Origin of the sequence: Gephyromycinifex aptenodytis, assembly GCF_012277275.1 — a bacterium.
In the GTDB taxonomy this organism is placed as follows: Bacteria; Actinomycetota; Actinomycetes; order Actinomycetales; family Dermatophilaceae; genus Gephyromycinifex; species Gephyromycinifex aptenodytis.
Map to the genome: position 1 here is coordinate 1,727,690 of NZ_CP051155.1, position 13,401 is coordinate 1,741,090.

The following is a 13,401-nucleotide window of genomic DNA, read 5'->3' on the forward strand; positions in this document are numbered from 1 at the left end:
GAGCGGTGCTCCTTTGAGAGACGTATCCAGTGCGGGATGGGCTAATTTGCCGGAGGCGCAGTCGCCTGCGGGCGGGTCACCTCAGGACCCGCTGCGGAAGCGGTGTTGCTACCGCTGGGAGTGAGTCGGCCACGGCGACGGCCGCGCGGGCGGTCATCGATCCGCAGGCCGGCTGGCACGATGAACCGCTGGGCCAGCGCCAGCGCTCCGTCTGCGACCAGCGCCAGCAGCGCGACCAGGAACGCGCCGCCGGCCATCTGCGGGTAGTCCCCGCCGGCTAGGCCTTGCACGAGGAAGACCCCCAGCCCGCCCAGGCTGATGAACGAGGCGATCGTGGCGGTGGCGACCACCTGCAGGGTCGCGCTGCGCAGGCCGGAGAACAGCAGCGGCAACGAGCACGGCAATTCCACCTTCAATAACACCTGACTGCCGCGCATCCCCATCCCGCGCGCGGCGTCCCGCGCAGCTGGGTCGACGGCTTCGACCCCGGAGTAGGCGCCCGAAAGCAACGGCGGGATGGCGAGGACGACGAGCGCGATCAGGCTGGGAAGGAGGAATGCCACCTCACCTGGCAGGCGAGGACCGAGCCAGAGCGCCACGGCGAAGAGCAACCCGAGGCTGGGCACGGCGCGCGCGGCGTTCGTGCTGGTGACGATCCATTTCCCTCGTCCGGTATGACCGATGAACAGGCCGGCCGGGATCGCGAAGGCGGCCGCGATCACCAGGACGACCACCGTGTAGAGAATGTGCTCCCCCAGTCGGGCCGGGATGCCGCTGGGGCCGGCCCACGTGGCCGGGTCGGCGAACCACCCGAGCAGTCCGGAGATCATCTCGACCCCCCCTGCACGTACCGCCATGGCGTCAGGAGCCGGGCCACCACCACGATGATGAGGTCGAAGATGAGCGCCAGCCCGAGGCAGGCGAGGATGCCGGTGACGAGTTCACCGGTGAGCGCCCGGTTGTAGCCATCGGTGAGCAGCGTCCCCAGTTGTGCCACCCCGATGAGGGAAGCGACCGAGACGATACTGACGTTGCTGACCGCCGCGACCCGCAGCCCGGCTGCGATCACCGGAACGGCCAGCGGCAACTCGACCTTGATCGCTCGGCTCACCCTTCCGTAACCCATCGCGACCGCGGCGGCACGCACGTGATCGGGCACCGAGTCCAGCCCGTCCGCGACGGTTCGCACCAACAACGCCAACGTGTAGAGGGTCATCGCCGCCACCACGTTGATCGGGTCCAGGATGCGGGTGCCCAGGATCAACGGCATGAGGACGAACAGCGCCAGCGACGGGATCGTGTACAACAGCCCCGTTGCGGCAACGACTGTGGGTCGCAGCCGGGGGGAACGTTGCGCCAGCCATCCGATGGGCAGTGCCAACAGTAGGCCGAGCACCAGCGGCACCCCGGCCAGGTAGGTGTGCGCGAGCGCGAGTTCGAAGACGCGGTCGAGGTGCGCCAGGAACCACGTCATCCCTGCCCCCGGGACGGTCCGGCGTCCAGGTTCGCGGCCTCATCTGGGGCGAGTAGCCCGGCCTCTGCGCGACCAGCCTCTTGAATCGCGTCAAGGACCTCACCGGGGTGGACGATGCCGACGAGCACGCCGTGCTCATCGACCACCACTCCTCGTCGTGACGGGGAGGACAGCGCCGCGTCCAGGTGCGCTCGCAGCGAACCGCCCTTCTTGGCCAGCGTTCCGCCCAAACGCAGGTTGCCGGGTGTGAGCTCGCCGTGCACTGTGCCTGCCTCGACCCACCCCTGGGGTCGGTTGTGCTCATCGACCACGAGACTCCACCCCCCGACACCTCCGCCGCCATCGGGTGCGGGCTCCCCGAGCCGGACCGTCGGCTCGTGGTGGGTAGGCACCGCGGCCTGCTGGAAAGCCAGTGATCGGTAGCCGCGGTCCCGCCCGACGAAATCGGCGACGAAGTCATCGGCAGGTTCGGCCAACAGTCGAGCCGGTGAGTCGACCTGGGCGAGTTTGCCCCCCACCCGCAGCACAGCCACCCGGTCCCCGAGCTTGATGGCTTCGTCGATGTCGTGCGTCACCAGAAGAATGGTCTTGTGCAGTTGCGACTGGAGCGCGATGAGCTCGTCCTGCAGCTGCTCGCGCACCACCGGATCGACAGCGCTGAACGGCTCGTCCATGAGGAGCACGGGTGGATCGGCCGCCAGCGCCCTGGCGACCCCGACGCGCTGCTGCTGCCCGCCGGAGAGCTGCCCGGGGTAGCGCCGTCCCAACTCGGGAGCCAGCCCGACGACCTCCAGCAATTCGCGGGCGCGCGCGGCAGCTTTGGCCCGGTCCCACCCCATCAGCAGCGGAACCGTCATGACATTGCGCTCCACGCTGTGGTGCGGGAACAACCCACCGTGCTGGATGACGTAGCCCACCCCGCGGCGCAGCTCGGCCGGGTCAAGGGTGCTGACGTCTTTTCCACCGACGAAGAGCGAACCCGAGGTGGGCTCGATCATCCGGTTGACCATCCGCAGCGAGGTCGTCTTTCCGCAGCCGGAGGGCCCCACCAGGACGGTGATCCCGCCTTCAGGCACCTCCAGGGTGAGGTCGTCGACGGCGAGAGCGCCGCCGGGATAGACCTTGCTCACATGGTCGAACCGAATCATGCGCCCCAACCTAACGGCGCGCTCCGACAATCGCTCGTCAGCACGAACGTCAGGAAGCAGGCAAGGTCAGGCCGGGTTCGACAACAGGGTGGTGCAGAGGTGCCGAGCAGCCAGGCTGTGCCAGTACTCGGCGCGCCGAATCATCAGGTGCCCGCAACCGTGCAACCGCTCGTAGGTGATGTCGGAGCCGACCTCGCGCGCCCGCTGGACGTAAGCGTCGGTGTCAGCGACGGGGCAGACCAGGTCGCGGCTGCCCTGAACCACGAGCACCGCTCGCCCCGCGAGCTGCTCGACACTCTCGCCCTCAGGCACCCACGGCGCCAGGGCCACTACGGATCGCACCGCAGGATGTCCAGCTGCCCGCAACGCCGTTCGCCCGCCCAGGGAGTGCCCGAGCAGACCCACCGGCAGCCAGGGTGCACGGGCGGCGATCTCGTCAAGGAGTAAGGAAGCCTCGCCCAGGGTTGTTTCTTCGCCGCCGTTCCAACCGGTGTGCTGGTGGCGCACCCGGATCACGGCGATCCGCTCGGCGGAGGCCTCCCGGATGGCGGCACCGAAGGGCCACATCCGCAGGTAGGGGGCGCTCCAACGTCGAGTGGGGGCGAAGCCGCGTTCCGGGCCGCCGTGCAGCACCACGACCAGCCCAGCAGCGGGCTGCGGTCCCCGGGTGAGGCTGAGTTCGGGTCGCTGCAGGGGACGACGCCGATGGATGCGGGCCACCGTGGCTAGACCTGGGTGCGGTGGAAACCCTGGTGGGAGCGGCTGGCGGTGGGCCCGCGCTGACCTTGATAGTGCGAGCCGTAGGCCTTACTGCCGTACGGGTGCTCGGCCGGTGATGAGAGCTGGAAGAAGCACAGCTGGCCGATCTTCATACCGGGCCACAGCTTGATAGGCAGGGTGGCCACATTGCTCAGTTCCAGGGTGACGTGCCCCTCGAAGCCGGGGTCGACGAATCCAGCCGTGGCGTGGGTGAGCAGGCCGAGTCGACCGAGGGAGGATTTGCCCTCCACCCGGGCCGCGACGTCTTCGGGCAAGCCGACGCATTCGTAGGTGGAGCCGAGCACGAACTCCCCGGGGTGCAGCACGAAAGGCTCACCCTCCTCGGTCTCCACCAGGCGGGTCAGTTCGGGCTGCTCTTCGGCGGGGTCGATGAAGGGGTACTTGTGGTTGTCGAACAGCCGGAAGTACCGGTCCAGGCGCACGTCGATACTCGAGGGCTGCACCATCGTCTCGTCGTACGGGGTGAGCCGGACCCGCCCAGCATCGATCTGGGCCTTGATGTCGCGATCGGAGAGCAGCACGGGAACACGCTACCGGTCCTAGCTCTCTCTTCACCTGCATCGGCTGCGGCCGAAGTAGCAGCCGCGCGCGCAGGGCGCGAACGAGCCTGGCATACAACGGGACTGCCTAGCCGGGGCATCGCGAATCTTTCGGCGCCCCTTCTCAGGACGGAGGCTTCCGAGCCGACAGGAACCTGCGGGTACTTGTGCGCCTCGTTATCGGCTCACACCCGGCGACGTGACATGTGCGGGGGCTCGTCAGCACCATTCCGACGACGAAGGACTCTGAATGCGACGCTCCCTCCCGGTGGCCGCCCTGATGCTCGCTACCGCGATGTCTGCTGTTCCCACCCTGAATGCCGCTCACGCAGCGCCGCAGAGCGTCGCGAACCGCACCCAGATCACGCCGGGAGGAATGGCCGGTTCGTTGAGCAAGGCCGCCAGCAGCCGCTACCTGGGCGCGAACCTGTCGGGGATCGTCATCGACGAGTCCAGCGGGAAGACGCTGTGGTCCCACAACGCCGGCCGCACCCGGATGCCTGCCTCCACCCAGAAAGTCATCACGGCGTACACCGCGCTGCACTCGATGTCACCCAAGCACCAGCTCGTGACGCGCAGCTACCAGAGCAAGGCCGTCCCGAGCAATGTCTACCTCAAGGGAGCCGGCGATCCGAGCCTGACTTCGGCGAAGCTGAAAACCCTCGCCGCCCGCAGCGCGAGCGCCCTGAAGGCTCAGGGGGTCAACACGGTGACGGTGTACGGTGACGCCTCAGTGTTCCCGGCGCCGACTTCGGCCACGGGGTGGAAGAGCTCTTACCTCACCCACAAAGAGGTTCAGCACGTCCGAGGTTTGACCCTGCGCGGTTACCGCGGCTCGAACGGCACCCTCGCTGCGGCGTCGACGTTCGCGACCCACCTGAAGAGCTATGGGGTGAACGTACGCACCGTGGGCAGCGCCACCGCCCCGGCGGCTCGACGGGAGCTCTCGGCAAGCTGGTCTGCCCCGGTGCGCGAACTCCTGGGCCAGATGCTGCGGGTCAGCGACAACGACTATGCCGAATACTTCTTGCGGTTATCCGCGCTGGAGGCCGGGCGCTACCCGACCTGGTCCTCTTCGCTGGCCCATCAGCGCGCCGTGCTGACCGAGACCGGGGTGCCCCTGGCGGGCTACCGGGCCTACGACGGTTCGGGGCTTTCGCGCTCGAACCGGATGCCGGTGCGCACTCTGAGCAGTGTCGTGGACAAGCTGTGGGACGACCCCGCCACCCGCTCGGTCGCCTTTGCCCCGTCCTCGATGCCCCGCGCGGGACAGAGCGGCACGCTACGGGCACGCTTCCGCTCCACGGCGCAGCGCTGCGCCACCGGGCGAGTGTTGGCCAAGACCGGCACGCTGGGCGACGCCGTCGCCCTGGCCGGGGTCGCCAAGGGCTCCGATGGGCGAAACCGGGTCTTCGTCTTCATCGAGAACGGACGCAGCGAAACCTCAGCGGTGCGCTACGCCATGGACACCTTGGCGACCTCCGTAGTCGGGTGCAGCTGAACGGAGCCTGCGGGGCCGTGGGCGTCGGAGCGCCCTCGGCTCATCGCTGAGGGGGACCTCCGGCGATCTCGGATGAGAGCTGCGACCGTCCGCGGCGCTAACGGGACCAGCGCGTGATCGAAGCGTCGGGTACCGCGTCGCAGATCGGGCCGATTCGCCGGGACAGGCAGCGGCGCCGGCCACTGATGGACATCCCGCACGGGGGGCCTGCCGACAAGGCGCGCAAGTTGTCGTAGACTGTCGCTGCCGCTTGGCACCAGAGAAGCGGATCTCAGGGTGAGCAAAACCTCAAAAGGGTAGCTGACCTGCGAAAATGCGAGTGTAGTTCAATGGTAGAACATCAGCTTCCCAAGCTGAACACGCGGGTTCGATTCCCGTCACTCGCTCCAATGCACCGCCTGCGGCGGCACGCGACACACCACCGCAGAACGAGAAACGGCCCCGCACCCGCGGGGCCGTTCTTCGTCTCTAGAGCCTCAACAACCCAACCGCTTCGAGGCCTTGATGGCGCCCTTGAGCAACGGGGTATAGCGAGCCTCCACCCCACGGGCGAAGGCGTATTCGCGCTCAGCGAGCACCCCGTAGGTAAAGGTGTCCTCCCCGGCTTCGCGCGCCTCGTGCGCCAACCGCAAGATGACGCCGCGCGAGACGACGCTGTCCTGGTGGTCGCCGAGGGCCTCCTGCAGTTCGGTCCAGGCGTCGGCGAGTTTGCCCGCACCGCCGGTGGCCTTGCCTGCCGCTTCGGCCGCGTAGCGCGCCGCCTTGGCGCGCTTGCGCACGTCATGGATGGCTTCTTCGCGCTCGTCCTCGTCCTGGATCACCCGCGCCTTGTCGGCCTGTTTCGAAACTGCGCTGGAGGCCTTGGCCACCAGTTCGGGCAGTGCAGACTCGGCGGGCTCCTCAGCCGCAGGCAGCAGGGCGGGGTTGATGATCAGATCGGTCAGGTCGGCCAGCAGCCGCTCATACCGTTGGGAATCCAGCGCCCGAACCAATTGCTCGTGCGCGTGGCGATGCTCTGCTTCCAAGGTGTCGCGTAGCCGGGCCAGCACCGGTCCCACCACTAGCTCCGGCTCCAGGGTGTCAGCCAGGCGCAGCAGGCGTTCACGCATCACCTCTGCATCACGTGGTTCACCCAGAACACCGGTCAACCAGGCGATCTCGGCTCGCAGCGGGTCGGTCTCGGTTCGGTTGAGGATCCGGCGGTAGCTGCGCAACGCACTGCGCAGCCTGCGGGTGGCCACCCGGGCTCGGTGCACCGCGTCCGGGGCATCCGCGCGGACCTCAGCTTCGCTGCTCTGCAGCACACCCACCTGCTTACCGATATAGCGCAGCACCACATCGCCGGCGCTCTTATCGCCCTTCTTGCCGCGCACCTGTGCCAGCGGCTGCGCCAGCGCCCGGCTGAGCTTGGACGGGCTGTCCGAATGCGTCAGACCCCGTTCCAGCAAAGCATCCGCCACCACCCGCAGGTCCGTCTCGTCGCCCTCGACGAGTTCCACCTCGACCTCACGCCAGCGATGAACCCGTTCGCCATCTAGATAGGTGGTCGCCTCCACCACGTCATCCTCGACCAGCAGGAGCACGGTGCCGTCGTCCGCGGCGAGTTCGCGGCGGGTGCGGCGGGTGCGCAGCAGCGCAACGGGTACCAGGGGCTTGGAACCGATGAGATCGGCCACCTCGCTGCGCAACTCCCCCGGCACGAACACGGCTGAACGACCCAACGGCAAGCGGTGCTCAACCCGTCCCTTCTCGTCCCCGGGGGTCTTCAGGTGCCAACCGGCGTCGGTGCCGCCGGTCCGGCGGCGCAGGGTGCAGCGGCCCCGCAACAGGTCCAGGTCAGGGGTGTCGATATAGGTCGCGCTCTGGGTCATCCGCCGGGGCTGGCTAACGCTCTGCACCCGCCCCATCCCGACCAGGGACGGCATGCTCCACCGGCGTGGGACCTCGAACTTCAGCTCCTTCTCAATCTCCACCTGCGGCGCAGGGGCCTCGTTCGGGTCGATGTCGTCTGCCATGTCGATCCTTCTTCCGCGCCGTCTGCTGTCTCTCATCATTGTTTACCTATTGTTCACTTTTGCCTAGCGCCGGGCGAGAGATAGAGCCGTCCGAGGAGACCACCTCCCCTTGCACGGTGGGCAACTGTCGTCCATCCTGGGAACCTACTGGCGGGTAACGCCTCGCCCGGGCCACCGCGCCCAATCCACCATCGAACGGGGAGACCTAGTGGGCCACTACAAGAGCAACCTTCGTGACCTGGAGTTCAACCTCTTCGAGGTCCTCGGACGCCAAGACATCCTCGGCACCGGGCCCTACGAAGAGATCGACGCTGAGACGGCACGAGAGATCCTCGCCGAAGTTGCACGCCTGGCCGAGAACGAGTTGGCCGAGAGCCTGCTGGACTCCGACCGGAACCCGCCGGTTTTCGACCCCGCGACCAGTGAGGTGACCCTCCCGGAGTCGTTCAAGAAGTCCTACAAGGCTTACTGCGACGCAGGTTGGCCCATGCTCAGCGTCCCTGCCGAACTCGGCGGCACCGTCGTGCCCCCCTCGATCCAGTGGGCCAGCGCCGAACTCGTGCTCGGCTCCAACCCGGCTGTCTACATGTACTCGGCCGGTTTCGGCTTCGCCCGCGTCCTGTTCGAACTGGGCAACGAGGACCAGAAGAAGATCGCCCAGCACATGATCGACAGACAGTGGGGATCGACGATGGTTCTCACCGAGCCCGACGCCGGCTCAGATGTCGGCGCCGGACGCACCAAAGCCGTCCAGCAGCCAGACGGCACCTGGCACATCGAGGGCGTGAAGCGCTTCATCACCTCCGGTGAGCATGACCTGAGCGAGAACATCATCCACCTGGTCCTGGCGCGCCCAGAAGGAGCCGGGCCGGGCACCAAGGGACTGTCCCTGTTCTGTGTGCCCAAGTACCAGTTCGACGTGGACAGCGGTGAACTGGGCGAACGCAACGGTGCCTATGTCACCAACGTCGAGCACAAGATGGGCCTGAAGGTCTCCACCACCTGCGAGGTGCGCTTCGGCGAGAAGCACCCGGCAGTCGGCACCCTGGTCGGCGACGTGCACGAAGGCATCGCCCAGATGTTCCGTGTCATCGAGTACGCCCGGATGATGGTGGGCACCAAGGCGATCGCAACCCTGTCCACCGGGTACCTCAACGCGTTGGAGTACGCCAAGGACCGCGTGCAGGGCGCGGACTTGACGCAGATGACCGACAAGAGCGCCCCCCGCGTCACGATCACGCACCACCCCGACGTGCGTCGTTCGCTCATGCTGCAGAAGGCCTATGCCGAAGGCTTGCGCGCGCTGGTCCTCTTCACGGCCATGCAGCAAGACATCGTCGACCAGCACTTCCTGGCCACCGGCTCGATGGATGGCGAGAAGGGCTCCGATGTTGACATGGCAGCTCGGGTCAACGACCTGCTCCTGCCGATCGTCAAGGGCGTGGGTTCGGAGCGGGCCTGGGTGCTGCTCGGGACCGAATCACTACAGACCTATGGCGGCTCGGGCTTCCTGCAGGACTACCCGGTCGAGCAGTACGTGCGCGACGCCAAGATCGACACCCTCTACGAGGGCACCACGGCCATCCAGGGTCAGGACTTCTTCTTCCGCAAGATCGTGCGCGACAAGGGCAAGGCGCTGACCTTCCTGTCCGAGCAGATCATGCAGACCGTGAAGGCCGCACCCGAAGGTGACAACCTCACCCAGGAGCGGGCGCTGCTCGGCCAGGCAGTCGACGACATCGCAGCCATCGGCGGCTACATGATCGGCGAGTTGATGAAGTCCGACCCGCGCGAGGGTGGCGATATCACCAACCTGTACAAGGTCGGGCAGAACACCACCCGTCTGCTGCTGGCGGCCGGCGACGTCATGGTCGGCTGGCTGCTACTGCGCCAGGCGGACGTGGCACAAAAGGCTCTGGATGCCGGCGCCACCGGCTCCGACGCCGACTTCTACACCGGCAAGGTGGCGGCGGCCCGGTTCTTCGCCCGGACCGTCCTGCCGCTGCTGGCCGGGGAGCGCAAGGTCGCCGAGACCACGGACAACTCCCTGATGGACGTACCGGAGTCGGCTTTCTGAGCTTGAGCGGCGCAGCGGCACGAATCCATAGCTGAGAGCGCGGTCCCGACCGAACCGGCCGGGACCGCGCTCATGCGTTGGGGGCGGCCGCTGGCCGCAGTGCCGACCTCAGGGCCGGCCGTAGGCGTCGCGCTCCACCGTGGTGGTGGTGCGAGCGGCGTTGGTACGACGCTGGCTCATCATGATGACGGAGATGACCGTCGTGGCGAGACCGGCAGCCATCAAGATCCAGCCGATCATCTGCAGGTTCACCCCCGGAAGTGCATCGCTTACGGCGAAGCTGAGGATCGCGCCGAGGGCGATGAGAAAAATTCCGAGACCGACTGACATGGTGCCTCCGTAGGATTGAATGTCGACCTCTCATCGGCAGCGCACCCGCCAACCTGTAGCTCAATGTTGCTGCGAGTGTGCGCGACTCGTCCTCCCCCGTCGCCGACGCTTTTCGGCGCAGGTGGTTTCTGGGGGGTGCGCGGGCGCGAGTTTGGGTAGCGTCCCGGGTAAGCCCGCGAGGAGAGTGCCAGATGGTCAGCGACGCAATCGAGCTCCAGGTCGGCGGTCGGTCGGTGCGCCTCAGCAACCCCGAACGGGTCTACTTCCCCGAGCTGGGCCTGACCAAGGCGGACCTGGCCGAGTACTACCTGAGCGTCGGCGAGGGCATCGTGCGAGCGTTGCGGGAGCGACCGTGCATGTTGCACCGCTTCCCCAAGGGCATCACCGAGAAGAAGGTGCACCAGAAGAAGGTCCCGGTCGGCGGACCGGACTGGCTGGAAACTGTCTCGGTGCACTTCCCCCGTTTCGAACGAGACGTGGACGAACTCTGCGTCACCGAACTCGCGCACGTCATCTGGGCGGTGCAGATGTCGACCGTCGAGTTCCACCCCTGGAACAGCCGCCGCAGCGACGTGGAACGCCCCGACGAGTGGCGGATCGACCTCGACCCTGGCGAGCACTGCGACTACCAGCGGGTGCGCCAGGTGGCCGAGGTGGCCCACGGCGTCCTGGACGACTTGGGCGCGACGGGCTGGCCCAAGACCTCCGGCGGACACGGCCTGCACATCTACGTGCGTATCGCGCCTGAACACGAGTTCGGCGATGTTCGGCGGGCTGCGCTGGCCTTCGCCCGCGAGGTGCAGCGGCGGGCCCCGGCGCAGGTGAGCACGACCTGGTGGCGCAAGGACCGCGACCCCAGCGCAGTGTTCGTGGACTACAACCAGAACGCCCGCGATCACACCATCGCTGCCGCCTACTCCATCCGCGGGAACGCCCGCGCAACCGTCTCGGCGCCGCTGACCTGGGCAGAGATCGCGGACGCCGAACCTGATGACTTCACGGTGCGCACCATGCCGGATCGTTTCGCTCGGCTGGGAGACCTGCACGCGGGCATCGACGAGGCCGTCTTCGACATCACCGAACTGCTGGAATGGGCCGAGCGCGACGAGCGGGAGGGGCTGTCCGAACCAGGCGAGGCGTAGGCATGGCCGCATCGGGCAAGCTCGCGCGCCGCTGGCGACGTACCCCGGATGCACCGATCTGGGCGGCGCTTGGGGCGCCGGGGTACCGGCGCGGGAAGCCGGTGGGCGCAACAGCTAGCGACCTGGCGAGTCAGGGTCGGCGCGGCCGGGTCAGGTACCAGCGGCGGCGAGCGAATAGCCGCGCCACACCCGGTGTTGCACCTGAGGTGAGCAACCGAGTCCCCCTTTCAGTCCTTGATCTGGCCCCCACCTCTGCCGGGAGCGATGCCGCTACCGCCTTGCAGGAGTCGACCGCGCTGGCCCGCAGCGTGGAGAAGGCCGGTTACACCCGGTTCTGGATGGCTGAGCATCACGGCAGTTCCACGTTCATGAGTTCGGCGACCTCGGTCCTGCTTGCGCACATCGCCAACCACACCGAGACGATCCGGTTGGGTTCCGGCGGCGTCATGCTGCCCAACCACGCCCCACTGATGGTCGCGGAGTACTACGGCACCCTGGCCACTTTGTACGGGGACCGGATCGACCTCGGCTTGGGCCGGGCGCCGGGGACCGACCCGATCACCGCCGCCGCCTTGCGCCGCGGCGACGGCCAACTCGACACCTTCGCCCAAGACGTCCTCGACCTGGTCGCGCTCTTCGGAGATCGTGACGAGGCGCGCCCGCTGCGGGTGCGGGCCCTGCCCGGTGAGGGCACCAAGATGCCGATCTGGATGCTGGGTTCTTCGCTCGGTGGGGCCAGCGTCGCCGCCGCGCTCGGGCTGCCGTTCTCTTTCGCCTCCCACTTCGCCCCGGACGCCATCGAGCCCGCGCTGGCCACCTACCGCGAGCGCTTCCGCACCGACGCCCCCAGCGCCCAGATCGAGGCGCCGCAGGTCATGGCAGGGGTCAACGTCGTGTGCGCCCCCACCGATGAAGAAGCTCAGTTGTTGGCCACGACCGGCCTGATGATGCGGCGCCGCATCCAGACCGGGCGCCTGGCGCCGCTGGACCCACCCGACCCCCAGCAGGTGCGCCCAGCGCGCCCGGAACAGCACGGGCGGTTGTCCTTCAACGCTGTCGGCACCCCCGATGCCGTGGTGGCGCAACTGGACGGCCTCGTCCAGGCCTACGACCTGGACGAGCTGATCGTCACCACCTACACCTGGGACCCCCAGCTACGCCGCCGCAGCTATGACCTGCTGGCGCAGGCCTGGGGGTTGAACTAGAGCCTGCTGCGGCGGCGGGCGGTTCAGGCCAGGTGCTCCTCGCGCAACGCCTGGGCGAAGCGCTCGCGGGCCCGCTGCCACGGCGCCCCATCGGGTAGCTGCAGCAATACCGGCAGCAGGTCGGCCGCGTAGCTCTCGGCGGCCTCCCGCGGAACCAAGGTGGGCAGGTTGTCGATGGCGATGATGCGTACCGCCGGTTGGTCGGCGTTCGCCGGGCGTAGTTCGCGGGTCGGCTGCTCCCACCGGGTGATGTCGTCATAGACCGGCAGCACGTTGCACTCGGAGGTGACATCGCAGGTCACGTCGCTGATGACGCTGATCCGTCGATCCGGGGCATCCAGATCGGCCTCGGTCAGGAACGGCGGCACGGGGTGAGCCACCATGACGCAGTTGACGATGATGTCGTGCGACCGCAACGCGGCGTGATCCAGGTCCTTGGTCTCTTCGACGTCCCACGCGGTCGTCTCGATGCCCGCCACTCGAAGCGCTTCGCAGGCCCCGCGTCCCGAGCGGCCCAGCGCCCCGATGACCAGCGCCCGGGGCTGGTCGCCGCGGCCGGCGCTCAGCCGCGCGTCGAGTTCCGGCTTGCTCGTGGGCGGTGGGGAGGAGGGCAGTTCGCCTCGATACTCCAGCACCGCCAGCGCCGCACCGACGTAGCCGGCCCAGTAGCCGAAGGCGGCCAATCGGCGCCCGTCCTCATCCAACAGATATTCCAGGTCGAGCAGGGTCCCGCCGCCGGCCACGAACCGGGACAGCAGGTCCCGGGCGCCGTGCTGACCCTTGTAGGCGTGCCCGAAGTAGATGTGGTCGCCCAGCGGGCCGTCGTCGTTCGGCAACTCTTTGAGCCCGACGACGATTGCATCCTTGGGTGCCTCGCGCCAGGTTCCGGTGGCAGCCGTGCGGCATCCGGCGGCGACGTACTCGGCTAGGTCGAAGGAACGCTGGTTGCTTTCTTCGACGACGATCTCGAAGCCGGCTTCGATCAGGGTTCGGGCCGTTTCCGGCACGATCGCGGCACGACCTTCACCGGGGCGTACTTCATGGCGCATCCACAGCAGCGGACGAGTGGTCACGGGATCTCCTTCGGTCGGTCGGTGCGAGCCTGCCACACCAGCGCCGCTCGTACACCCCGTTAGCAGGACCTTTCCGCCTCGTCCCGGCTACGCCGTGCCACTGCCTCGTTCCAGGAC

Annotated in this window: 12 protein-coding genes and 1 tRNA gene; 5 read left to right on the top strand and 8 right to left on the bottom strand. The window is 67.8% G+C overall.

Going from position 1 to position 13,401, the window contains the following annotated elements; translation table 11 throughout:
- Positions 1–41: 41 nt before the first annotated feature.
- The 5 genes from G9V96_RS07565 to dcd form a co-directional block, all read right to left on the bottom strand.
- The gene (locus G9V96_RS07565) at positions 42–830 is read right to left on the bottom strand and encodes an ABC transporter permease (protein WP_168583906.1); all 789 of its coding nucleotides are present in this window, start codon (positions 828–830) and stop codon (positions 42–44) included.
- The gene (locus G9V96_RS07570; protein WP_168582482.1) at positions 827–1,474 is read right to left on the bottom strand and encodes an ABC transporter permease; all 648 of its coding nucleotides are present in this window, start codon (positions 1,472–1,474) and stop codon (positions 827–829) included. Before G9V96_RS07570 ends, G9V96_RS07565 begins: the two co-directional genes overlap by 4 nt.
- The gene (locus G9V96_RS07575; RefSeq protein WP_168582483.1) at positions 1,471–2,622 is read right to left on the bottom strand and encodes an ABC transporter ATP-binding protein; all 1,152 of its coding nucleotides are present in this window, start codon (positions 2,620–2,622) and stop codon (positions 1,471–1,473) included. The genes G9V96_RS07570 and G9V96_RS07575 overlap by 4 nt, the downstream gene beginning before the upstream one ends.
- A 66-nt stretch (positions 2,623–2,688) precedes the next feature.
- A complete protein-coding gene (locus G9V96_RS07580) occupies positions 2,689–3,342 on the bottom strand; it encodes an alpha/beta hydrolase (protein WP_168582484.1) in 654 nt (217 codons plus the stop codon).
- A gap of 5 nt (positions 3,343–3,347) precedes the next feature.
- Complete coding sequence (gene dcd, locus G9V96_RS07585) at positions 3,348–3,923, bottom strand: dCTP deaminase (RefSeq protein ID WP_168582485.1); 576 nt, start codon at positions 3,921–3,923, stop codon at positions 3,348–3,350.
- Between the two features lie 268 nt (positions 3,924–4,191).
- On the opposite strand from dcd, the gene G9V96_RS07590 reads away from it, so the two are divergent.
- Together G9V96_RS07590 and G9V96_RS07595 are read left to right on the top strand one after the other, a co-directional pair.
- A complete protein-coding gene (locus tag G9V96_RS07590) occupies positions 4,192–5,442 on the top strand; it encodes a D-alanyl-D-alanine carboxypeptidase/D-alanyl-D-alanine-endopeptidase (RefSeq protein ID WP_168582486.1) in 1,251 nt (416 codons plus the stop codon).
- A 315-nt stretch (positions 5,443–5,757) separates the two neighbouring features.
- Positions 5,758–5,831, top strand: a tRNA-Gly gene (locus tag G9V96_RS07595).
- An 87-nt stretch (positions 5,832–5,918) separates the two neighbouring features.
- Here G9V96_RS07595 and G9V96_RS07600 read toward each other — a convergent pair.
- The gene (locus G9V96_RS07600; RefSeq protein WP_168582487.1) at positions 5,919–7,457 is read right to left on the bottom strand and encodes a CYTH and CHAD domain-containing protein; all 1,539 of its coding nucleotides are present in this window, start codon (positions 7,455–7,457) and stop codon (positions 5,919–5,921) included.
- Positions 7,458–7,665: 208 nt separating this feature from the next.
- Here G9V96_RS07600 and G9V96_RS07605 point away from each other — a divergent pair, with 208 nt between their 5' ends.
- A complete protein-coding gene (locus G9V96_RS07605; protein ID WP_168582488.1) occupies positions 7,666–9,534 on the top strand; it encodes an acyl-CoA dehydrogenase in 1,869 nt (622 codons plus the stop codon).
- Between the two features lie 108 nt (positions 9,535–9,642).
- On the opposite strand, the gene G9V96_RS07610 is transcribed toward G9V96_RS07605, so the two are convergent.
- Positions 9,643–9,864, bottom strand: coding sequence for a DUF6458 family protein (locus G9V96_RS07610; protein ID WP_168582489.1), 222 nt, complete (start codon positions 9,862–9,864; stop codon positions 9,643–9,645).
- Between the two features lie 191 nt (positions 9,865–10,055).
- Here G9V96_RS07610 and ligD point away from each other — a divergent pair, with 191 nt between their 5' ends.
- Together ligD and G9V96_RS07620 are read left to right on the top strand one after the other, a co-directional pair.
- Complete coding sequence (gene ligD, locus G9V96_RS07615) at positions 10,056–11,006, top strand: non-homologous end-joining DNA ligase (protein ID WP_168582490.1); 951 nt, start codon at positions 10,056–10,058, stop codon at positions 11,004–11,006.
- Positions 11,007–11,212: 206 nt separating this feature from the next.
- A complete protein-coding gene (locus G9V96_RS07620; protein WP_226913218.1) occupies positions 11,213–12,211 on the top strand; it encodes an LLM class flavin-dependent oxidoreductase in 999 nt (332 codons plus the stop codon).
- A gap of 23 nt (positions 12,212–12,234) precedes the next feature.
- Here G9V96_RS07620 and G9V96_RS07625 read toward each other — a convergent pair whose 3' ends face one another.
- Positions 12,235–13,284 carry a saccharopine dehydrogenase gene (locus G9V96_RS07625; RefSeq protein WP_210424354.1) on the bottom strand — a complete coding sequence of 350 codons (1,050 nt, stop codon included), beginning with the start codon at positions 13,282–13,284 and terminating at the stop codon, positions 12,235–12,237.
- Between the last annotated feature and the right edge of the window lie 117 nt (positions 13,285–13,401).

Bases quoted from the DNA above. Each gene is read 5' to 3' on its own strand.
- G9V96_RS07565 (WP_168583906.1), bottom strand. From the start codon at position 830: ATGATCTCCGGACTGCTCGGGTGGTTCGCCGACCCGGCCACGTGGGCC.
- G9V96_RS07570 (WP_168582482.1), bottom strand. From the start codon at position 1,474: ATGACGTGGTTCCTGGCGCACCTCGACCGCGTCTTCGAACTCGCGCTC.
- G9V96_RS07575 (WP_168582483.1), bottom strand. From the start codon at position 2,622: ATGATTCGGTTCGACCATGTGAGCAAGGTCTATCCCGGCGGCGCTCTC.
- G9V96_RS07590 (WP_168582486.1), top strand. From the start codon at position 4,192: ATGCGACGCTCCCTCCCGGTGGCCGCCCTGATGCTCGCTACCGCGATG.
- G9V96_RS07600 (WP_168582487.1), bottom strand. From the start codon at position 7,457: ATGGCAGACGACATCGACCCGAACGAGGCCCCTGCGCCGCAGGTGGAG.
- G9V96_RS07610 (WP_168582489.1), bottom strand. From the start codon at position 9,864: ATGTCAGTCGGTCTCGGAATTTTTCTCATCGCCCTCGGCGCGATCCTC.
- ligD (WP_168582490.1), top strand. From the start codon at position 10,056: ATGGTCAGCGACGCAATCGAGCTCCAGGTCGGCGGTCGGTCGGTGCGC.